This window comes from Vibrio sp. Y42_MX_L11, from assembly GCF_024181785.1.
In the GTDB taxonomy this organism is placed as follows: Bacteria; Pseudomonadota; Gammaproteobacteria; order Enterobacterales; family Vibrionaceae; genus Vibrio; species Vibrio diabolicus.
Window position 1 is genome coordinate 201,554 of sequence record NZ_JAMZAP010000001.1, and the last position, 23,893, is coordinate 225,446.

The 23,893-nt window shown below is 44.5% G+C and carries 22 protein-coding genes and 1 tRNA gene; 2 read left to right on the top strand and 21 right to left on the bottom strand.

Annotated features, from left to right (window positions below; translation table 11 throughout):
* The first annotated feature begins 565 nt into the window (after positions 1-565).
* Positions 566-1,522: an AEC family transporter gene (locus NL643_RS00875; RefSeq protein ID WP_253643752.1), complete on the top strand. Its 957-nt coding sequence runs from the start codon at positions 566-568 to the stop codon at positions 1,520-1,522.
* A 46-nt stretch (positions 1,523-1,568) separates the two neighbouring features.
* On the opposite strand, the gene NL643_RS00880 is transcribed toward NL643_RS00875, so the two are convergent.
* From NL643_RS00880 to NL643_RS00910, 7 genes are all read right to left on the bottom strand, one after another.
* Complete coding sequence (locus tag NL643_RS00880) at positions 1,569-2,024, bottom strand: MarR family winged helix-turn-helix transcriptional regulator (protein ID WP_012841967.1); 456 nt, start codon at positions 2,022-2,024, stop codon at positions 1,569-1,571.
* Positions 2,025-2,216: 192 nt separating this feature from the next.
* Positions 2,217-5,378 carry an efflux RND transporter permease subunit gene (locus NL643_RS00885; protein ID WP_253643753.1) on the bottom strand — a complete coding sequence of 1,054 codons (3,162 nt, stop codon included), beginning with the start codon at positions 5,376-5,378 and terminating at the stop codon, positions 2,217-2,219.
* Between the two features lie 2 nt (positions 5,379-5,380).
* Positions 5,381-6,520, bottom strand: a complete 1,140-nt coding sequence (locus tag NL643_RS00890; RefSeq protein ID WP_253643754.1) for an efflux RND transporter periplasmic adaptor subunit — start codon at positions 6,518-6,520, stop codon at positions 5,381-5,383.
* Positions 6,521-6,983: 463 nt separating this feature from the next.
* Positions 6,984-8,621: a methyl-accepting chemotaxis protein gene (locus NL643_RS00895; protein WP_253643755.1), complete on the bottom strand. Its 1,638-nt coding sequence runs from the start codon at positions 8,619-8,621 to the stop codon at positions 6,984-6,986.
* A gap of 358 nt (positions 8,622-8,979) precedes the next feature.
* Positions 8,980-9,067 (bottom strand) — tRNA-Ser (locus NL643_RS00900).
* A 143-nt stretch (positions 9,068-9,210) separates the two neighbouring features.
* Positions 9,211-9,660: an L-alanine exporter AlaE gene (locus tag NL643_RS00905; RefSeq protein WP_005390779.1), complete on the bottom strand. Its 450-nt coding sequence runs from the start codon at positions 9,658-9,660 to the stop codon at positions 9,211-9,213.
* Positions 9,661-10,178: 518 nt separating this feature from the next.
* Positions 10,179-12,599 (bottom strand): ATP-binding protein, encoded by a 2,421-nt coding sequence (locus NL643_RS00910; protein WP_253643756.1) that lies wholly within the window; start codon positions 12,597-12,599, stop codon positions 10,179-10,181.
* Between the two features lie 53 nt (positions 12,600-12,652).
* Here NL643_RS00910 and NL643_RS00915 point away from each other — a divergent pair, with 53 nt between their 5' ends.
* On the top strand, positions 12,653-13,264 hold the full coding sequence (locus NL643_RS00915) for a YecA family protein (protein ID WP_005390772.1): 612 nt from the start codon (positions 12,653-12,655) through the stop codon (positions 13,262-13,264).
* A 73-nt stretch (positions 13,265-13,337) separates the two neighbouring features.
* Here NL643_RS00915 and NL643_RS00920 read toward each other — a convergent pair whose 3' ends face one another.
* From NL643_RS00920 to cydX, 14 genes are all read right to left on the bottom strand, one after another.
* Positions 13,338-14,504 carry a glutathionylspermidine synthase family protein gene (locus NL643_RS00920; RefSeq protein ID WP_253643757.1) on the bottom strand — a complete coding sequence of 389 codons (1,167 nt, stop codon included), beginning with the start codon at positions 14,502-14,504 and terminating at the stop codon, positions 13,338-13,340.
* Between the two features lie 8 nt (positions 14,505-14,512).
* Positions 14,513-15,082 (bottom strand): DUF1190 domain-containing protein, encoded by a 570-nt coding sequence (locus tag NL643_RS00925; RefSeq protein ID WP_253643758.1) that lies wholly within the window; start codon positions 15,080-15,082, stop codon positions 14,513-14,515.
* A gap of 8 nt (positions 15,083-15,090) precedes the next feature.
* The gene (locus NL643_RS00930; protein WP_152812465.1) at positions 15,091-15,507 is read right to left on the bottom strand and encodes a DUF350 domain-containing protein; all 417 of its coding nucleotides are present in this window, start codon (positions 15,505-15,507) and stop codon (positions 15,091-15,093) included.
* Positions 15,507-16,550 (bottom strand): potassium channel family protein, encoded by a 1,044-nt coding sequence (locus NL643_RS00935; RefSeq protein ID WP_048626195.1) that lies wholly within the window; start codon positions 16,548-16,550, stop codon positions 15,507-15,509. Before NL643_RS00935 ends, NL643_RS00930 begins: the two co-directional genes overlap by 1 nt.
* Before the next feature lie 118 nt (positions 16,551-16,668).
* Positions 16,669-17,730 (bottom strand): quinolinate synthase NadA, encoded by a 1,062-nt coding sequence (gene nadA / locus NL643_RS00940; RefSeq protein WP_005390762.1) that lies wholly within the window; start codon positions 17,728-17,730, stop codon positions 16,669-16,671.
* 253 nt (positions 17,731-17,983) lie between these two features.
* On the bottom strand, positions 17,984-18,736 hold the full coding sequence (gene ybgF / locus NL643_RS00945) for a tol-pal system protein YbgF (protein ID WP_006742904.1): 753 nt from the start codon (positions 18,734-18,736) through the stop codon (positions 17,984-17,986).
* A 15-nt stretch (positions 18,737-18,751) separates the two neighbouring features.
* On the bottom strand, positions 18,752-19,276 hold the full coding sequence (gene pal / locus NL643_RS00950) for a peptidoglycan-associated lipoprotein Pal (protein WP_005378293.1): 525 nt from the start codon (positions 19,274-19,276) through the stop codon (positions 18,752-18,754).
* A gap of 30 nt (positions 19,277-19,306) precedes the next feature.
* The gene (tolB, locus tag NL643_RS00955; RefSeq protein WP_005390758.1) at positions 19,307-20,659 is read right to left on the bottom strand and encodes a Tol-Pal system beta propeller repeat protein TolB; all 1,353 of its coding nucleotides are present in this window, start codon (positions 20,657-20,659) and stop codon (positions 19,307-19,309) included.
* 15 nt (positions 20,660-20,674) lie between these two features.
* Complete coding sequence (gene tolA, locus NL643_RS00960; protein WP_053303231.1) at positions 20,675-21,739, bottom strand: cell envelope integrity protein TolA; 1,065 nt, start codon at positions 21,737-21,739, stop codon at positions 20,675-20,677.
* A 13-nt stretch (positions 21,740-21,752) separates the two neighbouring features.
* Positions 21,753-22,196 carry an ExbD/TolR family protein gene (locus NL643_RS00965; protein WP_005378298.1) on the bottom strand — a complete coding sequence of 148 codons (444 nt, stop codon included), beginning with the start codon at positions 22,194-22,196 and terminating at the stop codon, positions 21,753-21,755.
* A gap of 3 nt (positions 22,197-22,199) precedes the next feature.
* Positions 22,200-22,898 carry a protein TolQ gene (gene tolQ, locus NL643_RS00970; RefSeq protein ID WP_005378301.1) on the bottom strand — a complete coding sequence of 233 codons (699 nt, stop codon included), beginning with the start codon at positions 22,896-22,898 and terminating at the stop codon, positions 22,200-22,202.
* The gene (ybgC, locus tag NL643_RS00975) at positions 22,888-23,307 is read right to left on the bottom strand and encodes a tol-pal system-associated acyl-CoA thioesterase (RefSeq protein ID WP_012841975.1); all 420 of its coding nucleotides are present in this window, start codon (positions 23,305-23,307) and stop codon (positions 22,888-22,890) included. The genes tolQ and ybgC overlap by 11 nt, the downstream gene beginning before the upstream one ends.
* Before the next feature lie 172 nt (positions 23,308-23,479).
* On the bottom strand, positions 23,480-23,782 hold the full coding sequence (gene ybgE / locus NL643_RS00980; RefSeq protein ID WP_046874743.1) for a cyd operon protein YbgE: 303 nt from the start codon (positions 23,780-23,782) through the stop codon (positions 23,480-23,482).
* Positions 23,775-23,882, bottom strand: a complete 108-nt coding sequence (gene cydX, locus NL643_RS00985) for a cytochrome bd-I oxidase subunit CydX (RefSeq protein ID WP_000270284.1) — start codon at positions 23,880-23,882, stop codon at positions 23,775-23,777. The genes ybgE and cydX overlap by 8 nt, the downstream gene beginning before the upstream one ends.
* Between the last annotated feature and the right edge of the window lie 11 nt (positions 23,883-23,893).

The window sequence follows — 23,893 nt, forward strand, 5'->3', positions numbered from 1 at the left end:
GATAAAAAGATCAAACACTCTTAGCTACCATCCAGCAGCTTAAGAATGTGAGTATTCCGTGCCGCTCTATTTAGAGCGCCACCAAAAGAAGGTTGTTGATGAAGGGCTAACGTGTATTTTCATGTTTTCAAACTAACAGTACATCAAGCTGAACTCAATCTGTTTTTGTATTGAATTAGCGTAAGTATTCAAAGAGCCTACAGAAACGATTACATTGGTAAAGACATCGCAATGACTAAAGCTGCACCAAACACCGAACCTGAGACAAATGCACAAAGTACGGTTTTGTTGTGTTTCCTTTTCATCGATGAACTCCTATCCATAACCACAATGACCAACCCTTTTATTTAATACGCATGTGGATGCATCACGATAAGTAGTAAACCAACATATCGCGCATAGAACCAGTACAGCTTTGTTAAACTGGGACCTCGTCCATAACTTGGAATGCAAATGGTTCTGGAAACAACAAAAGAGGAAAATTTCATCACTTTTCTGTCCTGTCTCCCAGAGTTTATGGCTTAATAGACAGCAGGAATATTTTTCTTTTGCTGCGGGTACTTACATGGAAGCTGTTCTACATCAGTTGCAATTCTCTTTGTCGATAACCGGCCCTATCTGCTTAATGTTAATACTTGGCGTGATGTTCAAACGCATAGGGCTGATCAACGATAATTTTATCGAAGTAGGCTCCAAACTGGTGTTTCAAGTTACGCTACCTGCGATGTTATTTGTCAGTATTGTGGCTTCAGAACACGATTTTTCCGCGGCGAGTGGCTTTGTCAATTTCGGCGTCATCGCTAGCATTTCGTTTTTCATTTTCACCTACCTTTCGGTCAAGCTTCTGTTCAAAGCATCGCCTGACCAAGGTGTTCTTATCCAGGGTGGGTTTCGAGCAAACACAGGTATTATTGGCATCGCTTACGTTGCCAATGCGTATGGTTCTCAAGGTGTGGCGTTAGCAGCGCTTTATGTCGCGGTCACCACGTTTATTTACAACGTCCAAGCGGTAATTTGCTTATCTCCCAAAGGCGCAACTTCTGTCCCACAAGCCGCAAAAATGATGGGCCGAACACTGACGAGGAATCCACTGATAATCTCAATCGTCCTAGGGATGGCTTTCTATTTGCTCTCTATTCCAGTGCCGAATGTTGTTATTGATGCAGGGGACTACTTGTCCAAAATGACATTACCTTTAGCGCTGTTGTGTACGGGCGGCTCACTCGATTTTAGCTTGATGAGAAAAGAGAAAGGTCCATCTTGGTTTGCAAGCAGTTACAAGCTCATCGTGGCACCCGTAATGATCACTATTGGTGCTTACTTAGTAGGTTTTCGAGGAATTGAGTTAGGTATTCTTTTCTTTATGAACGCTTCCCCAGTGGCAGCAGCCAGTTATGTCATGGCACGTTCTATGGGAGGCAATGCCACATTAGCCGCAAATATCATCGCACTCACTACGGTACTTTCTACCATCACGTGTACGTTGGGCATTCTATTTCTTAAGTTTTACGACTTAATATAATTGATCACCGATAAAGTAAAGGCGCGCTAGATAGCATTAAGATAAGCTACTGGTCGTGATTCGCAAAAGTGAGTTTTCTTACCAAACGAAAAAACTCACTCGCTTCTGATTCAGACAAACAAGCAAAAAATTCTTTCTGTAAGTTCGTCATGATTTGATGCACTTGCTTTAAAGCGTTTGCCCCCTCTTTTGTCATGCTGAGCATTTTGAGACGCTGATTCGATTTACTTTTAGAAACTTGAACAAACCCTCGCTTTTCCAAATTATCCACCATTCGCTTTGCTACACTTCGCTCAGTTCGAACCGCGTCAGCCAACGCTTGCTGACTCATGGGTTGAAACTCTTCCAAAGCGGCCAGTGCACTTGCCATCTCGAGTGTCATTAAATTTTGCCGAGAGAGCTCAGCTTGAGCACGGTTGCGATACATTCGCTGCATCACACCGCAGACAAACATAGGGCTTTGATCCAAAACGGAAATTGGGGAGATTTTCTGATCTTTCATCGTCGTTTGTTCTTCTTTAGGCTTTCATTCGGTCGGAAGGAATAAACAGATTCTGCATAAGGCAAAACGCTCCCCCTTCAAGTTTGCGTCAAAGACGGTAACCACCAAGTGAAAACATAAAATAAAGAGCGCCGAAGCGCCCTTTTATCGTGTTTATTATCACCAGTATAACTCAGTTACAGCAACCAAGTCTTACTCGCTTTGCTGAGCCGGTTTAGGATTAGTCTCAGACAACTCTGCCTCCGATTCTTTTCTCGCACGTCGATCAAACAATCGCTCAACCACCACAAAGAAGATTGGCACAAAGAATATACCTAAGATCGTCGCACTGATCATGCCACCAAGTACACCAGTACCTACCGCATTTTGACCTGCTGAGCCCACGCCAGAGCTGATAGCAAGCGGTACTACACCTAGACCAAAGGCAAGCGATGTCATAATAATTGGGCGCAGACGAACACGAACGGCATGCAGGGTTGCTTCGATAAGGCCAGCACCTTTCTCGTAGTAATCTTTCGCAAACTCAACAATCAGAATAGCGTTTTTAGTTGCCAAGCCGACCGTCGTTAATAAGCTCACCTGGAAGAATACATCGTTGTCCATACTTCGCGTCATTACCGCGAGCACAGCACCAAGCACACCAAGAGGCACAACTAACACCACGGCGAAAGGTACTGACCAACTTTCATACAAAGCGGCGAGAACTAAGAATACGACGAGGATAGACAGCGCATATAACATTGGCGCTTGGTTTCCGGAAAGGCGCTCTTCATACGAAATACCATTCCAGTTCACCGTGAAGCCTTCTGGTAGCTTTTCTACCATTGCTTCAATTTCTGCCATAGCTTCACCAGTACTGACGCCAGGAGCTGCGCCGCCTTGGATATTCATCGCTGGCAAACCATCAAAACGCTGCAAAAGAGGTGAACCATACGTCCACTCTCCGCTCGCAAAGGCAGAGAAAGGCACCATCTCACCTTTTGAGTTGCGCACGTACCACGAATCGAAGTCTTTTGGCTGCATACGGTATTCCGCATCACTTTGCATCATGACTTTTTTGACTCGACCGCGATCAATATAGTCGTTAATGTACGCTCCGCCCCATGCCGCTGACAGGATTTGGTTGACGTCATTAATGCTAACATCCAAAGCACGAAGTTTGACGTGGTCAATGTTCACTTTGTACATTGGCGCATCTGCTTGGCCGTTCGGACGAACACCGACAAGTTTCGGGTTTTGTGCAGCCATGCCAAGCAGTTGACCTTGCGCAGCGACTAATGCGTCGTGACCTTTGTTCAACGAATCTTGAAGATAGAAATCAAAGCCTGTCGAGTTACCCAATTCTTGAATCGCAGGAGGTGCAAATGCAAACACCAGTGCTTCTTTGATGGTCGAGAAGTACCCCATCGCTCGACCCGTAATGGAAGCTGCATCAGCACCCGGCGCTTCACGCTCTGACCAATCTTTCAGACCGATAAATGCCATCCCCATGTTTTGGCCTTGGCCTGCGAAACTAAATCCAGCAACGGAGAAGACAGACTTTACATTGTCTTTTTCGTCTACTAGGTAAAAGTCACGCATTTTCTCAAGTGTTTTTTCCGTCTGCTCTTGCGTTGAGTTAGGCGGCAAAATGGCCATTGAGAATACCGTGCCTTGGTCTTCATCCGGCAAGAATGACGTCGGAAGGTTCATAAACAGCCAGCCCGCACCTGCACTCATTGCCAAGAATACAACCAACATACGACCTGTGCGCTTGAGGAGTTTAGCAACACCGGTTTCATAGCCAGCTGTCATCGCATCAAACTTGCGGTTAAACCAGCCAAAGAAGCCTTTCTTTTCTAAAAGCTCAGCATCGCCTTTTTTCAGTAATGTTGCACATAATGCTGGAGTCAGAATTATCGCCACCAAAACTGAAAGTGTCATCGCCGCCACAATCGTTATCGAGAACTGACGGTAAATAACCCCTGTAGAACCAGACATAAACGCCATAGGGACGAATACCGCAGAAAGCGTCAGACCCACACCAATCAGAGCTCCAGTGATCTGCCCCATCGATTTTTTGGTCGCTTCTTTGGGCTCTAACCCATCCTCATGCATCACACGCTCGACGTTTTCCACCACAACGATGGCATCGTCCACCAGCAAACCGATAGCCAGAACCATCGCGAACATGGTTAACGTGTTTACGCTAAATCCAGTCGCGTACAAAATAGCGAAGGTGCCGAGCAGTACGACAGGCACTGCGATCGTTGGAATGATCGTCGCACGGAAGTTCTGCAAGAACAGGTACATGATTAAGAACACAAGAAGAATGGCTTCTAACAGCGTTTTAACCACCTCTTGAATCGAGGCTTTGACGAATGGCGTCGTTTCAAATGGGTAAGCAATCTGCAACCCTTCAGGGAACGTAGCACTCAGTTGGTCTAAGCGCTCTTTTACCGCATTGGCTGTCTCAAGCGCGTTTGCGCCAGTACCTAATGAAATACCTAACCCCGATGCTGGGAAGCCATTATATTGGCCTCGAATATCGTAACTTTCTGCACCACGTTCAACACGAGCTACATCTTTCAAATAAACATTCGAACCATTGGCATCAGACTTAAGAATGATGTCTTGGAACTCTTCCACACTGCTCAAACGACTTGCAGACGAAATCGTTGCATTCAACAACTGACCTTCCTGTGCAGGTGCTGCACCAAGTTGACCTGAAGAAACTTGCGCGTTCTGTTCACTGATCGCATTCGCTACATCGATTGCGGTCAAGTTGAACTGCGTAAGCTTAAATGGGTCCAGCCAGACTCGCATCGCATACTGCGCACCAAACGCCTGCACTTGTCCTACGCCAGTTACACGACTTATCGGGTCTTGAATATTCGTTACAACAAAGTCGCCGATATCGTTTTCTGTAAAGTCAGGATCTTCAGAATAAACTGCCACCACCATGAGAAACGCCGTGTTGGATTTATTCACGACGATACCTTGGTTTTGTACTTCCATCGGCAATGATGTCAATGCCAATTGCAGCTTGTTCTGCACCTGTACTTGCGCGATATCAGGATCAGCTTCGCTATCAAACGTCAGGGTAATTGTCGCATTACCGAATGCATCACTGCTCGATGATAGGTAGCGAAGATAATCTAATCCCGTCATATTTTGCTCGATAACCTGCGTTACCGAGTCTTCAACGGTTTTCGCTGATGCACCTGGATAACGTGCACTGATGGTGATCGTTGTCGGTGAAATCGTTGGGTATTGCGAGACGGGTAAATTGAATAATGACATTACCCCCGCCAACATCGTTAGAATCGCGAGAACCCAAGCAAATACCGGACGATCGATAAAAAATCGTGCCATGATTACTCCTGCTCACCGTTTTGGATAGTTACAGGGCTGCCTGGACCTACCTTTTGTAACCCAGCAGTAATGACTTTATCGCCCGCTTTCAAACCATCAATAATACGCCATTGATTATTGATCGCTTCGGCTGTCTTCACTGGTCTCGCTTCCACTTTGTTCTCACCATTCACCATCATCACTGTTGCTTTGCCTGTCGCATCACGAGAAACGGTATTTTGTGGTATCAGAATCGCGTCAGGGTCAACACCAGTAATAACCGTCGCACGAACAAACATTCCTGGTAGTAACAAACCGTCAGGGTTTGGGAATTCAGCACGAAGCGTCACGCTACCCGTACTTTCGTTCACATTGACCTCGGTAAACTTCATCGTGCCTTTATGTTCGTACGTGCTGCCATCTTCAAGCATCAATGTAACTTGCGCAGAGTCATCTTCTTGCATATGACCTTGGGAAAGAGCCGCTTTTAAACGCAGCAGTTGCGCGGATGATTGCACAATATCAACGTTGATAGGATCAAGCTGCTGAATGGTCGCTAATTTGGCTGCTTGGTTAGCCGTAACCAACGCACCCGCCGTCACACTCGATTTACCGATCACACCGCTAATCGGAGCTTTCACTTGCGTGTAATCTAAATGGATTTTTGCCGTATTGATCTTAGCTTTTGCGACTAGGACCTGTGCTTGCGCTTCCTTGTATGCTGCTTCTGCTTCATCCAAATCTTGTTGGCTGATGGACTTTTTGGTGATCAAGGTTCTGTAACGCTTCACTGTGGCATGGGTCGATTCTGCCGCTGCTTGAGCTCGGATTAATTCCGCTTCAGCGCTCAGCAAATCCGCTTGAAATGATGAATCATCAATTTGATATAGGGACTGTCCTTGTTCAACAAGGCCCCCTTCAACAAAATTTCGCTCTGAAATAATGCCTGTAACTTGCGGACGAACTTCCGCTTCTTTGAATGCACGGCTACGACCTGGCAACTCGACAGTTAACGCTTGGCGAGTTGGTTCCACCGTTAACACTTCAACTTCGGTTGCGGGCGCAGGACCACTACCTTGGCTCGCTCCTTCTTCGCTAGGTTGACATCCAACCACAAAAAGGCTCGACGCAATCAGCAGAGATAGCGTGGTTTTACGTCTCATGAATTTTTCTCTCTTTTACCTACAAGCCTTCAAGATTCCTTGCTAAAAACTTCTAGAATGACTTAATGATGACTAACGGATGTATATCCAGAACAAATTAATTAGGATGATAATTACCCAGTGTTGTACATACAACAAAATTTACAGTTCTATACGCTTACGAAAAACGTTTATGGTAAAGGTGTAATGAAGTTCTCAAATTTGAAGATTTTGGGTTGGAAATCACACTTTCCTGTGAGCAATTGCAATGGTTAAAAAGCAGCAAAAGTGATGATAAAAGCATCATCACGCTGTACAGAGTTTGTCACCGCTGTCTAGGATTATTTGCACCTCTGGTATACAAAGTTAAGTAAAAGAGGAATGTAAATATAGTCGAGCCTTCACAAGCCAGGTTCGACCCTTATCTAAAAAATAACCCACTAAGAAGCGGGTTATTTCGTCAGTGAGACTGCAGTTCTCAAGCTTATACTTTGAACTGACTAACCTGATGATCTAAGCGCTGGGTTTGCTCTGATAACATGGCTAAAGATGCTTGCGCTTGGTTGACGACTTCCACAATAGATGTACTGCTATCTGCAATGCCTTGTACGTTGCTATTTACTTCGTCACTTACCGTACTTTGCTGGCTCGCAGCCGTTGCAATGTGTGTGTTCATCTCGTTCATACGTGAAATCGCGTTCAAGATTTCAGAAAGGGATTGACTCGCTCTCCCTGCCGATTGAATTGTTTCATCACTGCTATTTTGGCTACCACGCATCACTTCTACGGCTTGTCCCGCACCAGATTGTAGCTTTTCAATCATGGTTTGGATTTCACCCGTGCTCTGTTGTGTGCGACTGGCTAACGAGCGGACCTCATCGGCTACAACAGCAAAGCCTCGCCCTTGCTCTCCTGCACGAGCCGCTTCAATCGCTGCGTTAAGCGCCAATAAGTTCGTTTGCTCTGCGATACCACGAATGACATCCAATACAGAAGCAATGTTACTCACATCATGATCCAATGTGTTAATGACGTGGCTTGCACTTTCGATTTCACTTGCGAGGCTACGAATTGAGCTAACGGTTTGATCCAAAATAACATTGGTATTGGTAAGTTCATCATTCGCTGTTTGGCTCGCAACCGCAGCTTCGTTAGCGCTATCGCTGACATTTCTGCTGGTGACTTGCATTTCATGCACTGCCGCCGCTACCGCCTCGCTGTCTTTTTGCTGTGAAACGGTCGAATTCGCGATGGTCGTGGTCAACGAGCTAAGATTTTCCATCTCATTACGCAAGGTATTCGAACTTTCAATTACTTGAGAAACTGTCGCTTGGATTTTAGACACAAACTGATTAAACGCGTTCGCTAAATTGCCAATTTCGTCTTGTGTTTTCACATCGATTCGCTGGCTTAAATCACCTTCACCAGAAGCAATTTCTGTCATCGCATTTTTGATATCGTTGATAGGCTTCACGACGGTTTGCAACAACAAAAACGCCATCGCAATAGCGGCCAGAATAACAATCACAATGCCCGCTTCAAGAATTAACTCTGCTCGTGTTGCGGCTGCTGAGATTTCATCTTTCAATAGGCTTTGTTTTTCTTCTATCGCATCTTTCACAACATTCAGTTGCGCTCTTACCTCGATAAACTGATTTTCAAAGGTGTGTTTGTGTTCGTTGTAGTAACCAAGCCATTGTGATTGAGGTAAACGCAACATCGCTTCATAACTCGCCAACCATTTTTCACCTAGGGAGACAAGCTTTCTCACTTCATTACCGTGCGAAGAAGGCATCACGCCAGCTTGCGATAGCTCAATCATTTTCTCCATACGAGGCAGCGCCTTGTATGCGTTGTCTTTGTATTCACCGATGTGGTGGTCAATATCGGTTTGAGTATCAGAAAGAGCAACACCTTGGATTGCAGATGTAGCTTGGTAAAGATCGCGGTAAGCATCCTCAATCGTTAATAAGTTCGGCACTATCTGCTCGTTAAGTGTTTCACTCAACTCAGATTGTTTCCAACTTGTCATAACGTTTAATACAGAGCTCACAATAAACAATCCAATAATCAGTGACAGCGGAATCACTATCTTCTGCTTGATCGTTAAGTTCTGGAACATGAATAGACTCTCTTTAATTATGGTATACAAACTGCCAGAAATTATATCAAACAAATAGAGTATCCCATTAGGTAAAAGACTCTATTAAACATGATATCTGATGACTTTTGACAAGCGTTCTAATTTCAACAATTAATTGATTTTATGGAAAATTCAATAAGGAACGCTCATCACAACATGCGAATAAAAACGCACTACCTGTACGGAAAATGTGTAACAAAAGATGAATAAAAAAGGAGGCTTTTTGAAGGGCTTGCCGACTCAATGAGTAATTGAGAATCAATACGATATACAGCTCTGGGATTGAACTTGTCGCGTAATACGAAAAAGCCCCAGCATTTCTGCTAGGGCTCAAATGTGGCGGTGAGTGAGAGATTCGAACTCTCGATACGTTGCCGTATACACACTTTCCAGGCGTGCTCCTTCAGCCACTCGGACAACTCACCGAATCAATTTTTGTTAGCATCATTGGCTAACGAGGCGCTAATTTAATGATTATGTGCCTGATGGTCAAGGCTAAACATAAAAAAAAGCGCCCTTTTCCACTCGATTGCTCACTAAGTAACTAAATTGAGCAAAACTGGGTCATTTAGATACTTTGAGAATAACCGGGAACACGGAACCAACGGCGGCACATGTCCAAGAAGTACCCATACAACACACCCATACCGCAAGAAATAATGGCGTTACTTGTCACCGCGGTCACTATTTGGTCTGTAGACGCACCAACTGCGAATAAAATTCCTGCATAAACTGGAGACTGAAAAAGCACATAAGCGACCAGATCAGATACGTTTTTCATAAATGAAGACGGCGATACCTTGTTGCCCTGACGTAGCACCCAATCACGAAAAACGCCATACGGCCAAGCAATAGCAATATTCACTGGAATAGATAGTGTACGTGATGCTAAAGATTGCTCAAACGTCATCCCTGAAATCAAAATCTCGACAATCATCCCTGTGATAAAGCAAAAAACAACCATAGCAAAGGTATCCGCTGCGGCGTGACGAATACAAAATGGTCCGCGAGACTTCATTAATCAACCCCTAAAATTAAATACCACCAACAATAAACAAAATAAAACTATCAACCATCAAACAAATAAATGACCAGTTAATAAGGCAATTAAATCACATAAAAAGCAGCGTATGGCACTGTATTTGAAATCAAGTTGTAAATTTATAACCATTTTTTAAAATGAAAGTAGTTTTTTTCACCACCAACAACTAAAAACGCCTAAAATGACGTAAAAATGGTAGAAAAATACGGATTTAACTTACACAAAAAGTGGGATAAGTGATTGTTTGGATGGAGGGTTAGGATAAAGTTCGGGGAATAAACGATCATTCTAATAACTTATGCTACTGAGTTGTAAAAATTCAGAGTATTCCCGATGTGAGCGCAACTGAGAGCCGCACCGTTTCTCTTATGACAGAATCCAACAGCAGCGCTAAGCTCATTGAAAGTAAGGAAAAAACAGACGATTCAGCTAAGGTTAGGTATGAAGAGTAAAGACAATTCATGATTGCGTTGAATCGCGCTATATGGATTAAGCTATGATGATGCGAGCAAGAGCGTTAATGTGTCGATATCATCTTGGTTTGGAGACTGCTGACGCTTTAAGTTACGCCTTATTCGCTCGGCAACTAAAGAAACGTCTTTATTAGCATCAGGGGTGACTTGAGCAATAATCGCTGAAATAGCCTCTAGCGCTTCGTTGAGATGACCATTATCTAGAGCAACATAGAAGTTTAGTAGCCACTTTTCCGCATCAAGGATATCCGTTGTATTATCACCAAAGTCCGACTGGTATTGGTATAAACGTGCTGCATGGAGATACAACGCATCATTTAATTCAGACTCCACAATTGGTTTCGCAATTATGTGGTCGGCTCCTACATTTATCATGCGCTCTTGTGTTTCTTTGAATACATCCGCTGTGCAGCCAAAGATCAGTACCGACTTTACAGGCGACCTCATCGCTCGAATGGCTGATATCGCCCCAACACCATCAAGAACAGGCATATGATTGTCCATTAATATCAAATCAAATGACTGAACGGCCACCTCATCGACGGCAAGCTGACCATTTTCAACACTTGTGCACTCAAAGCCTTTGGCTCTTAGGAAAGTTTCCATAATGATTGCATTTGTTCGGTTGTCTTCGACAATGAGCGCTTTCAAACCTTTGCAATTCAGCTTATGTGCATTGACTGCTTCCACTTTCCCAGGCTCACAAGGCGTAAGCGCGATCTCGACGGTAAAGGTTGTCCCGACATTCTCTTGACTCTGCACAATCACATGCCCTCCCATATGCTCGGCAATTTCTTTTACTATCGCTAAACCAAGCCCTGTACCACCAAACCGCCTAGTCGTCGAGGACTCCGCTTGTTCAAAAGGACGGAAAATGCGTTTTTGCGCTTCTTGAGAAATACCGATACCCGTATCTTTCACCGCGAGAATAAGCTTGGTACCTGCCTTGCTCGATTTCTCGGTCAGCTCTACCTCTACGATGCCTCGGTCGGTGAACTTGACAGCGTTGTTTAGTAGGTTAAACAATACTTGGCGCAGACGGGCTTTGTCATTGTTGTACCAGCGCCCTGTTGGCAAATGAGACACTACTCTAAAGCGAAGGCCTTTTTCTGCACATAGTGTTTGATAAACACTTTTTATGCTGCCGATGATCGACTCAATTGGGAAAGGCGTATTTTCGAATTCAACATGTCCTTGCTCAATTTTTGAGTAATCTAAAATCTCATTAAGTAACGTCATCATATGATCACCTGAGTCATAAAGTGTTCTCAGGTGCTTACGTTGATCATCGGTGAGTGGCGTTTTTAACAATATCTGAGCGGTTCCTAATACACCGTTCATTGGCGTACGAATCTCATGGGATAATGTGGCTAAAAATGCCGTTTTAGCGTTCGTCGAAGCCTGGGCTTTTATTCTCTCTTGCTCTAGATAGATGGTTTTTTCATTGAACTTCTCGATGAGCTGTCCAATTTCATCTTCGCTATCGTAATCAATGTCTATGATCCCGCCAGTTTTCGAGTCATCAATCTTAGCCGCAATACGGACAATCGGTTCGACAATGTAACGATTCAGCAAGTAATACCCGACCAGTACACACAAGAGTAAGAATGGAATGATCCTCCCCTCAACACTCATGACTTGTTCAAACACTTGATCGGCTACTTTAGCTTTCGCGTTGACAACTTCCATGCGCCAATCGAACTCTCCAAAATCAAGCTCACTGACATAAATTTCGTCTGTTAGTTGGAAGTTGTGCTCAATAATCACGTTCGAGTCAGCATCGCGAACCACCACACCTAAAGAGTGCAGGTTCGTGTGCTCTCGAATAAACTGAAAAAGTGCATCAAGCGATAAGTCTACCGTTACAACGCCAGCGAATTGACCGTTTTGATAATATGGGGAAGACGCAGTAATCATCTGAACCTGAGTAAAAGTGTCGATATAAACCGTAGACCAACTCACAGAACCAACTGGCGCGTCAGCAGCTGCCTTATACCATGGTTCATTATCATAGCCGCCAGATTCAGGATTATTGTAGGAGTGAATTTGGTCAATACCGCCATCACTGTTTTTGTTGAAGAATAGGCTTTTATATCGCCATTGTTCAGCTTTGAGTTCTGGTTTAGGCCATACGCCACCACTGACGAGCATCTCATCACTCAATTGGAGAATATGCGGAATTGTCGTGTTGAGAGATTGAATTTTTTCAGTCCCCTGGGCGAGTCCTGCTAGGCTGCTCAATACACCAGTAGAGCTAAGGAGAGGCTCTTTAATCTCTAGAGCAAGGAGTTGGGTGCGTAACTCTAGGTTTTGCTCTAGCTTTTGCCTAACCGGAGGCTCGACAACCAAATAGGCAACAGAACCAATCGTTGCGATAAAGAAACACAGGTACAGTGTCAGGGCGAGAATGCTTTTTTTTCTAAGTGATGAGCGAATTTCCATAGATGTCTGTGAATCATTCCCTAATATCGATTTATCACAAATTGATTGGTAAGATGAGCGCAATCAACCAGCCCATTAACAAATGGTATTCTATTTTGAAACTACAAGACATCCTTTCTCTCCCAGAACTTGACGGTAAACTACTAAACCTAGCAAAAACTCAAGGCTTTGTAACAGCGATGGCTGCAGCGCCAAACGTATTAATGCCTCAAGAGTGGTTGCCATTCTTATGGGGTGGTGAAGAAACAGCGCCATTTACTGACGGTGAGCAACTAGAACAATACATTGATGAGATTGTGCAAATGTGGAACCAAACTCGTCCTGCTCTTCTAGAAGGATCTTGGCAGTGGCCTGAAGGATGCGCGTTAGATGAACAAGATATCGTAACAAGCCAGACCCGTGATTTCTGTGAAGGTGTATTACAAGGTTGGCAACTTGCTCGTGATGACTGGGAAACGCTAATGCCAGAGGACAGCGAAGATAATGCTCTGCTCGGCGGTGTTTTGCTTTCTCTTACAATGCTTTACGATCCAGAAACGACCATTGAAACGTTGGCAGAACAAGGCATGGAAGGCTTAGAACAGTTTGAAGAGATCTTCAATGCCATGCCAGTGATGCTATGTGGTCTTACTCAGCGCGGTGTTGCATTAGCTGAAGAACAATAAGACACAACGCTGTCGACCATCAAGATTGAACCGCTGAATAGACAAAAGCTCTCTGGATGGAGAGCTTTTTTGATCATGTTAAAATCACATGTGGAATATATCGCGCCATATCTTGCGTGACTAAGCTAGTGTCTTCCCGAATCGAAATCCCAGCGGCTCTATCGTTGACTAGCCAGCTGCCAATTAACGTATGGCTTTGCCCAAACTTGGGTAACGGATGATACTGCTGGACGATATTGAATTTAGATTCATAAGGCCCTGCCGTTTTGAGTATGCGTTTCCCACCTTTGACGATCTCAATATTTGCGCCTTCTCGAGAGAATAGTGGTTTGATTACATAGTCTTTTAAACCGTTCGCTTTTGAATCGTTAGCAAAATAGGCAGGTAAAAGATTAGGATGATTCGGAAAGCGCTCCCACAATAACGGTAAAAGTGCTTTGTTGGATAGAATCGACTTCCACATGGGTTCTAACCAATTCACTTTCGCGGTCGCTAGGTATTTCGCATATTCCTCTTCAAACATAAACTCCCACGGATAAAGCTTGAACATCCAACGAATCGCTCTGTCATCTGCATCCACGAACTGATCATCTTCCGTCGCACCAATATCTTCGACATAAACAAACGCCGTCGCTAACCCAGCTTCGCGCGCGCAATCTTCTAAATACTGGACAGTCCCTTTATCTTCTTCAGTGTATTTGCAGCAGCTAAAGTGAAGGGTTTGCCCGGGTTGATATTTGGCTATCTCGGAAAAACGCTCAATCAAAAAGTCTTGAAGAATGTTGAATTGATCCGCGCTCTGGTGAATTAGACCTTTATTTACAACATCCTCTAACCACACCCACTGCCAAAAACCCGTTTCAAACAGGCTGGTCGGCGTATCCGCATTGTTTTCCAGTAACTTAGCTGGCGAAGTTCCGTTGTATGCAAAATCCAGACGCGAATAGAGCGAGGGTTCATTTCGGTGCCACGAAGAAGCGACCTGCTCCCACATAAATTCAGGGATCGCACATTGCGTCAGCAACCGCTCACTCCGAACTACTTCATCCACAATAGCCAGACACATCTGATGCAGCTCTTCAGTGGGTGCTTCAATATCGTTCTCTATTTGCTCAAGCGTGAATTGATAGTAAGCACTCTCATCCCAATACGGTTGGTCATACATGGAATGGAAGCCAAAACCAAACTGGCGTGCTAACTCACGCCAGTTTTCTCGTTCTTGTATTTCTCGTCGAAACATAGTGCTTATTAACCGCCTCGGCTGACCGATACCGCTTTACCAAACCCGCCTCGAGACATCGCTCTACCAATAGTTCCGCCACCACGTTTATTTAGGTTACTGGTCGCAACCTTCGTCGGCTGATTACGATAGGAACCAAAAAATTGTCCCGCACCATTATAGAATTTGGATTTATAGCGATACATTAGTTCAGAGTAATAGCTCTTGTTGTAACCTTTCAAACCGCTCAGTGCTCGACTGTAAAAGAAGCCCCCAAAGTGAGGCACATAAGCTCGGGAACTGGAACTGTAGTAACAATCGTCTTCGTAAAAATCATTTTCACATTCGAACTCATTGTTGTAGCGAGGGGCATTTCGTTCGGCGCGAGCCAAAGCTTCTTGATAAGCAATGTCACACTGCTCACTGAACTCTGGCGAGTTTGATTTGCATTCATCAGCGTCAGAAAAAATGTAGCCTTCGGTTTTCGATTCTTGTGTCGCAAAGAAGAAAATACCGCCAAAAGCAGCAAAGGGAATAATTTTCCCAAGCTTTAAACTTTTGTCCATGGAAGAACGTTTAACGTTAGAACTCCGCTTCATCGTTCCTCCTAGTACGTCATACAAGCGGCATTTAATACACCGACCGATATAGAAACAGCCGCTAATACAATACCGGCAGGCAGCTCATCTTTTTCGATACGCTCAGTCACTTTTGGAAGTAAAACAAAACGTACAATCGCAAATGCAATGATCTGCGCCAGCATTGCAACAACGCCCCATACCATAAAATCGACAATGTTGACTGAGTTTTTTGCCGCCCCCGAAATCGCAATACAATAACCAAGAAATGCGCCACTCAGTGCAATCGCTGCCGCTGTATTTTGCTTTTCTTTGATCAGGTGCCATTCATCGTAAGGCGTAAACTTGACGTAGATGAACTTAAACGCCAAAACGAAAATAATAGAAACAGAAAAATAGAGTAAAAAGTTGGGAAAACCTGCTAACAGGTCAGCAATCATGTGCATTATTGTTCCTTGTTCATTTCTTTCCATGCAAAATCTTCAATACGTTCATCTGCAATGTAAAACAGCTTGGTACTCGGTGGTACTTCTGCATCTAAATCTGGGTTGAGTTGGATACCATGGCCAATGTCAAAAGCAATTAGCGTGGCATGATGACGTCTTTTGAGAAAAACAAAGAGACTCTCAACAGTAGTTACTGGCAGCCTTTCAGGATAAATAACCGAGTATTGAGTCATGCCTCGTGTTGAAGCTAATAGCTCTTGGTGAAGTGCACTTGAGCCTGGATCTACCGCCGCTTTTGCCAACATTTCTGCGCCAACAGCAGGTATGCATTCCGCTTTAGGACAGTGTTGACTTAAAAGACGGCCTAACGCCTCATCTTTAAAGTAAGCGACCAAATGTGCGGAAGGATTCACAGAAGCACAGTACAGCGCGGCTGACAGCGTGATATCGTCCGAGAGGTTATCAACAATAACGCAAGCTGCTTCAGCAATATTGGCGTTTTTCATCTCTTGCGAATCCGTGTAGCTGGTCACTTTGATAAAACTGATCTCGCCTGGCAACGGGTTTTCTATTTCTGAACGGCTGCACAAAACAATCGGACGCTTCCCCTCTTCTTCATGTTGTAACATGCGAATAAGGTGCATCGTTCTCGATCCATTCCAACCCAACAATACAATATGGTTTTCCACTCTTACTCTCCGTTTTCCTAAAATACCCGCTCGCCAGTAATCCATCGCTGCTCCAGCGACACGTCCCAATAATGCAGCGAATAGGCTCAAGCCGCCTGGGATCACAAACAGTACAACAACCCATTTACCCAAATCTGTCACTGGAGAATAATCGCCATAGCCAACCGTACTCGCCGTAACCATAAGGTAATAGATAAAGTTAGAGAAGCTGTCTGTTAATGCGGTTTCACCAGCGAGAATGAGCACCCCCCAAGAAACGCTCACATATAAGCCACTAAAGATGAGAAGACTTCGGTTGCTCAATTTAAAAAGGTGTGAACTAAGCCACTTTTTAACTACTAACCACACCGCCATAAATTTATAACCTCGACATTCATTGATTGCATCAATAGTAACTCATTGATAGTAAGACACAAAAAAACCAGCCATATTCGGCTGGTTTTTGAGATTTACTTTCAGTTACGCCTACTTTTTAAGCATTACCTTTCACTTGCATATTTAGCTGCTCAGCAAAGTCCAACATACGATTTAACGGAATGAGCGATTTAACACGCAATTCTTCATCAACAAAGATCTCGTGTTCTTCACCGCCTTCACTAAGCGCTTTCTCTATCGCTTTCAAACCGTTCATTGCCATCCAAGGGCAGTGTGCGCAGCTACGGCATGTTGCGCCAGCACCTGCGGTTGGAGCTTCGATAAGTTCTTTCTCTGGCACTAGTTGCTGCATTTTAAAGAAAATGCCTTTGTCTGTCGCAACGATCATTTGTTTGTGAGGAAGCGCTTTCGCTGCTTTGATCAGCTGACTCGTTGATCCAACGGCATCGGCAAGTTCTACGACGCTTGCTGGTGACTCAGGGTGAACCAAAATAGCCGCATCTGGATACACGCTCTTCATTTTGCGTAGCGCATCAGCAGAAAACTCATCATGAACCACACACTCACCTTGCCATAGCAGCATGTCTGCGCCAGTTTTATTAGCGATGTACGATCCTAAGTGACGGTCTGGTCCCCAGATGATTGGCTTGTCTTCGGCGTCTAAATGTTCCACGATTTCAAGCGCAATGCTTGATGTAACGACCCAATCGGCACGAGCTTTAACTGCGGCAGACGTATTTGCATAAACCACAACCGTGTGATCAGGGTGAGCATCACAGAACTCACTGAACTTATCCGCTGGACAGCCAAGATCAAGCGAACATTCCGCTTCCAACGTTGGCATTAGAATTCGCTTTTCTGGTGTTAGGATTTTGGCCGACTCGCCCATAAAGCGAACACCGCCAATGATCAGTGTGCTTGCAGGATGACGATTACCAAACTTCGCCATTTCCAACGAGTCACCAACAAAACCACCCGTTTCTTCAGCTAGGGCTTGAATCTCAGGATCGGTATAATAGTGTGCGATAAGTACCGCATCCTTTTCTTTTAGCAGCTTTTTAATGCGCTCAATGTAAGACGCTTTTTCTTCTTCGCTTAATGGAACTGGCTTCGGTGGGAATGGGTAAACAGTGTCGATTTTATCTAATATATGGCTCATTGCTCTTGCTCTACGCAACTTCCTTTAATCCGAGTATTGTAACCTCGTTAATTTTCAAAAACCAACTTGTCGCGGGGATTTCTAGCTATCTAGCCGTATATCTTTGTTACAGGTAGCATTTCTGATTGAAAGGATCCGTTGCAAGATGGGGATAAAAGGCTCGATGCCATTCCTCTCGATTTATTCGATCACCACCGATAAAGAAACGGAAAAGAAAAAGGAAGCCGAAGCTTCCTTTTTAAAACATAACGTCTTACAGCTTAGAGCTGGCAAGTTTTGCAGATGCACTACCTGGGTATTCATCAACCACTTGTTGGTAGTACTTTTTCGCTTGAGCTGCATTGTTATTACGCTCAGCGATTTCACCTAACTTGAGCAAAGCATCGGCTCGCTTATTGGAGTCTTTATAAGACACCACCGCAGCAAAGCTCTTTACAGCATCTTTGTCCTGCTTCTTAGCGAAGTACAATTGGCCTAGCCAATAGTGAGAATTCGCTGAGTATGTGGAGTCAGGATAATCTTTCTGGAATTGCTGGAACGCTGCAATTGCGCCAGTGTAGTCACGTTTCTTGAGAATGAGGTCGACTGCATTTTGGTATGCCGTTTGCTCATCAACATTTGGTGTGTACTGACCACCTGTTTTAGCCGGTTTCGCTTCTTGCGCAGGCGCGGATTTGATTTCTCCACGCACACGATCTAGCTCGACAAACAACTCTCGTTGACGTTGCAACATTTGCTTCATTTCGTAGCTATTTCGCTCTAATTGACCACGTAATTCACTGATCTCTTGTGACATTTGGTCAATTTGTTGTTGCATTTGGAGCTGAACGCGATTGCGGTTTTGTAGCAAGCGCTCTAGACGCTCTACTTCCGTTTCAGATGAACGGCTCTTAGAGACGGATGATGTGCTGTTGAGATCGGATACTGGAGCTGGTGCAGCGAACGCAAAGTTCGCTGCACTTGCCAGTAACGTAAGCGCAACAGCGCGCTTAGTGTTACTGAACATGAGGATTACCTCGAATTAGTATACTAGAACCGCGCGACGGTTCTTAGCGTAAACTTCATCTGATTGACCTAGAAGAAGTGGCTTCTCTTCACCGTAGCTAACGATTGAGATTTGGTCAGCTTGAACACCTAGTGCTTGCAGGTAGTTCGCTACTGCTTGTGCACGACGCTCACCAAGAGCGATGTTGTACTCAGGAGTACCACGCTCATCAGCGTGACCTTCGATAGTTACGTTAAGAGCTGGGTTCTTGCTTAAGTAAGAAGCATGAGCTGCAAGCATCTCTTCGTAATCTGCTGCAATTGTTGAGTTATCAAAAGCAAAGTAGATTGTTTGAGTTTCACGTAGCGCTTGCTCTTTTAGCTCTTGCTCTGTTAGCTGACCGCTTTGATCAATTGGCGTAGCTACTGTTGTTTCAACTGCGCCATTGTTGTTTGTTGCTGCACCAGTGTTAGAAGCAGCGTCGTCGCTTGAACTACACGCTGTAACAGCCATTACAGGAAGCGCGATTAGTAGCCCTTTTAGAACCTTGTTCAGTTGCATCTTATTTTCCTTTATTAATCAAACTTATTACTACAAAAACGGTGACCATGCAGGCGCTCTAACACGCCCATTTGTTGCCGGTAATCTAGCTTTGAATCGACCATCAATTGACACCATCGATAGTACGTTTTTCTTGTTGTAAATCGAGCTATACACAACCATGCCACCGTTTGGGGCAATACTAGGAGACTCATCAAGCAAGGTCTTAGTTAAGACTTGAAGAGCACCAGTTTCCAAATCTTGTTTCGCCAAGTTAAATCCTGCGTTGCTGCGGTTCACCATTACTAGGAATCGCCCATCAGGAGTAATCTGGCCACCCAAATTTTGGCTGCCTTGCCAAGTCAAACGGTCAATAGAACCGCTGCCCAAATTTACTTGATAAATCTGTGGTTTACCACCCCTATCCGATGTGAAAATCAACGATTTTCCATCTGGATGCCAGAACGGTTCAGTATTATTTGATCTGCCACGCGTAATTTGCGTCAGCTTGCGAGTGTTAAGATCGAACGTATAAACATGAAGCGAGCCTGTCTTAGAGAGAACAATCGCTAACTTGTTGCCATCAGGCGAAAATCTTGGCGCACCATTATGACGTGGGTATGAAGTAATCTTCTCACGCTCACCGGTGTAGATGTTCATGATAAAGATTTCTGCTTGACCATTTTGGAAGCTAACATACGCAAGCTTTTTACCATCTGGCGACCATGCTGGTGACATTAATGGTTGCTTAGAACGTAAAACCAAGCGCTCGTTGTAACCATCGTAATCAGCCACACGAAGTTGGTAAGGGAAACGGTCTTTATCATTCACCACTACGTATGCAATACGGGTCATGAAGGCACCACGGTCACCCGTTAACTGCTCATACACCAAATCAGAGATGCGGTGAGCGTACTCACGCATGCGAGGGCCTTGAACGGTCGCGACCTTATTGAACAGCACATGATCTTTTGACAGTACTAATTCGCCATCGCTACCAAGCGCTTTACTTTTCCCGCCCGTTAGCTGGCCACGCACAATATCAACAAGTTGGTAGTTGATAACGTAATCACCTTGAGCATTTTGTTTGATTGAGCCAGTCAGCAGAGCATCTACACCTAAATTAGTCCAGGCATCAAAATTGACTTCTGATTCACTGAACGGAGTTTGTGGCATCTTGCTCGTTGGAACGGGGCTGAACTTACCACTGCGTTGCAAATCCGAGGCAATAACAGCAGAAATATCCGTTGGAAGCGCTTGAGTGCCCTCCCACTTAAACGGAACAACAGCAATTGGTCGTGCTGAATCAATACCATCGGTAATGACCAACTCTAATGCGGCATTCGCCACATTTGTCATACTGCTAAACAGTACAAACATTCCTAGTAAAAGGCGTCTAATCACGTCTTATTCCTTATTCTAGTACTCAACGGTTAAGTTGATATCTCTAACTTTATCAATAACATCTCGGTCTTTCGGCATCGGAAAGTTACCAACTTGGGCAACTGCACTTTTAGCTGCACTACAAAGACGAGAGTCACCGTTTAACACAGTAACATTACTTACAATACCATCAGTCCCAGTAGGAACTAGCTTCACATTAAGCCTACACGACTTTCCCACAAGATAATCGTCCTTAATGATACGACTCTCTATCAATTGTTTGTAAATTGCACCGTAGCGGTCGACTTCAGATTGCACATGTTGATTTTTAGCTTGCTGATTCTGTTCTGACTCACTCTCAAGGCCCGCAAAAATATCATCTAGCGCGGCTTCTTGCGCTTTACGCTCGCGCTCCGCACGTTCTGCAGCTTCTCTCGCTTTGCGCTCTCGCTCTGCCGCTTCTTTTGCAGCTTTCTCTTTTGCGATGCGCTCTTGTTCAGCTTTTTCAGCAGCTTCACGCTCACGACGTGCTTTTTCTTCCGCTTCTTTTGCAGCTTTTTCACGAGCTAGACGTTCTTGCTCTGCTTTTGCAATAGCGGCTTCTTTTGCTAAACGCTCCTGCTCAGCTTTACGCACAGCTTCTTCTTTTGCCTTACGCTCTTTCTCTAGCTTAGCAGCTCGCTCTTTTTCTTTGCGAACGCGTTCTTCTTCCTGCTTGCGCTCTTGTTCTTTTTTCTTACGTGCAGCTTCTGCTTCTCGTGCCGCTTGAGCATCTTTCGCTTGCTGCTCTTTCAACTTGCGAATTTGCTCTTCTTCAGCTTTACGGTTTTTTTCTAGCTGCTCTGCTTCGCGTCTCAATTTATCAAGACGCTCTTGTTCTTTTTTCGCTGCCTTTTCGCGTTGCTGGCGAATTTCTTTCGCTTGTTGCTGCACAAGTTTTGGATCGATGACAACAGCTTGAACCATTTGCCCTGTAGGCTCTGGTTTAGACATGTTGAAGTCCGTCCCCCAAAGCAGGGCTGCAACTAGAATTGCATGCAAACCAACCGATATTGCTATCGGTTTGGCGTATTGGTTGGGCTTCTTCTTGTGATCTTTCATAGATAATTGATGTCTATTCCCTGATATCGGTCATTAGACCTACCTTAGGGATACCAGCTCGACTTAGTTCATCCAGTAATAGTACAACATCGGCATATGGTGTTGCCGCGTCGCCACCTACCGCAACTGGTGAATCTGGCTTAACCTCTCGCTCCGCTTTCACTCGCACAATAACATCTTGCAACGACAAACCTCGCTGAACTTCTTCATCGTTTACGCTTAGGCCTAAATTACCCTCGCTATCAATTTCGATGATGATAAAACTACTGTCAGTTTCGCCAGCAAGGTCTTGCATAGATTCAGCGGTCGATGTTTTCGGAAGATCAACATCGACGCCTTGAGTCACAAATGGAGCGGTCGCCATAAAAATGATCAACAGTACGAGCATTACGTCAATGTACGGAACAACGTTGATCTCCGCTGTCATTTTTCGCTTTTTAGGTTGATAACCCGCCATGCTTTATTCCTTATCCGCGCTGTCTCGGCCAGCCATCGCTTGGCGATGAAGGATGCTGTGGAATTCTTCAGAAAATGTTGCGTAAGTGTGCTCTAGTTTACTCACTTTATTGCTTAGGCGGTTGTACGCCATTACTGCCGGAATAGCCGCAAATAGACCCATCGCTGTCGCGATCAACGCCTCGGCGATACCCGGTGCAACCATAGACAACGTAGCTTGTTTTACTTCTCCCAACGCAATAAAAGCGTGCATGATGCCCCAAACGGTACCAAATAGGCCGATGTAAGGACTGATAGAACCGACTGTCGCTAAGAACGGTAAGCTTGTTTCTAGTTCATCAACTTCACGAGAGACAGCAACGCGCATTGCGCGGCCAGTGCCTTCCATGATGTACGCTGGTGAGTTTGCGTTGCTCTTACGTAGACGAGCAAACTCCGTGAAACCTGCGTAAAAAATTTCTTCTGTGCCTTCAATTTCGTCTTTACGCGCTTTTACTTTTTGGTAAAGCTGAGAAAGATCAGTACCCGACCAGAATTTGTCTTCAAACTGCTCTGCATTCTTTGAGGCTTGAGAAAGCACTTTGCTGCGCTTGATGATCATTGCCCATGACACAATTGACATACCAAGCAACGTCAGCATCACAAGCTTTACCAACAGACTAGCCTGAAGAAAGAGATCTAAAATGGAAATATCAGCAGTCACTATTTGTTAGCTCCGAATTTATAAAGGTTGGAATAGCTATTGGTTTCATTTTCTTATTATCGATACATGCTACCTTAACAGAGGCCTTGCACAATATCTTGCCTTGATCATTGACCAACTCTTGACAGAATTGCAGGGAAGCACGTTTTATTTCTGACACTCGGGTTAATACTGTCAAATGCTCGTCCAGCCTTGCCCCTTGGTTGAAATCAATATCCATGTGTCGGACAACAAAGCCGATATTTTGTTCCAGTAACACATGTTGAGAAATGCCTTTGGCACGTAACATTTCTGTCCGCGCGCGCTCAAAGAATTTTAGATAATTAGAATGATATACAACGCCGCCCGCATCGGTGTCTTCATAGTACACGGTGATCGGCCAGCGAAAGAGATTTGATGTGCCTTGCAAGGGAGTCCCAATATATTCAATTCTTTAAAGTAATTACTATAACTGAAGCGACAGCAATTGGTACCGAGCTAAGGGAATATTTTTGAAATTTGTAGAAAAAATAAAAGCTAGGCGAAATACCTAGCTTTTATTCGATGATTTAGTAACCGACTTTATTACAGCGTATTTCAGCCTAAAAGAAATAAAGTGCCGTTAAATAAATTAAGATAGCTAACGAGAAATAAGGACTAAACAAAACTTGCCAGTACCAGTTTCTCGGTTTGAAGCCCACACCGTAAACCATGCTTGAGCATACAGACCAAATCAGTGCTGGTGCGATGATTGAGTTAAAACCACCAATTGCTTGATGGTAAGCTTCAGGATCCCACATCACCAATCCTACATGCATAAAGCCAAGGATGAGAGATAAGACTCTTAACAGAGTCTTATCCATCGGAGCGTGAAGTTGCGCTACCTTATCAGCGAGATTACTCACTGTCTTTGTCCATCATTTCTGAGTGCTCTAACCAAAGAGCGTTGATGATACCGAATGCACAAGCAAGTAGTACACCTAGAATCCATGCGAAATACCACATAGTAAATGCTC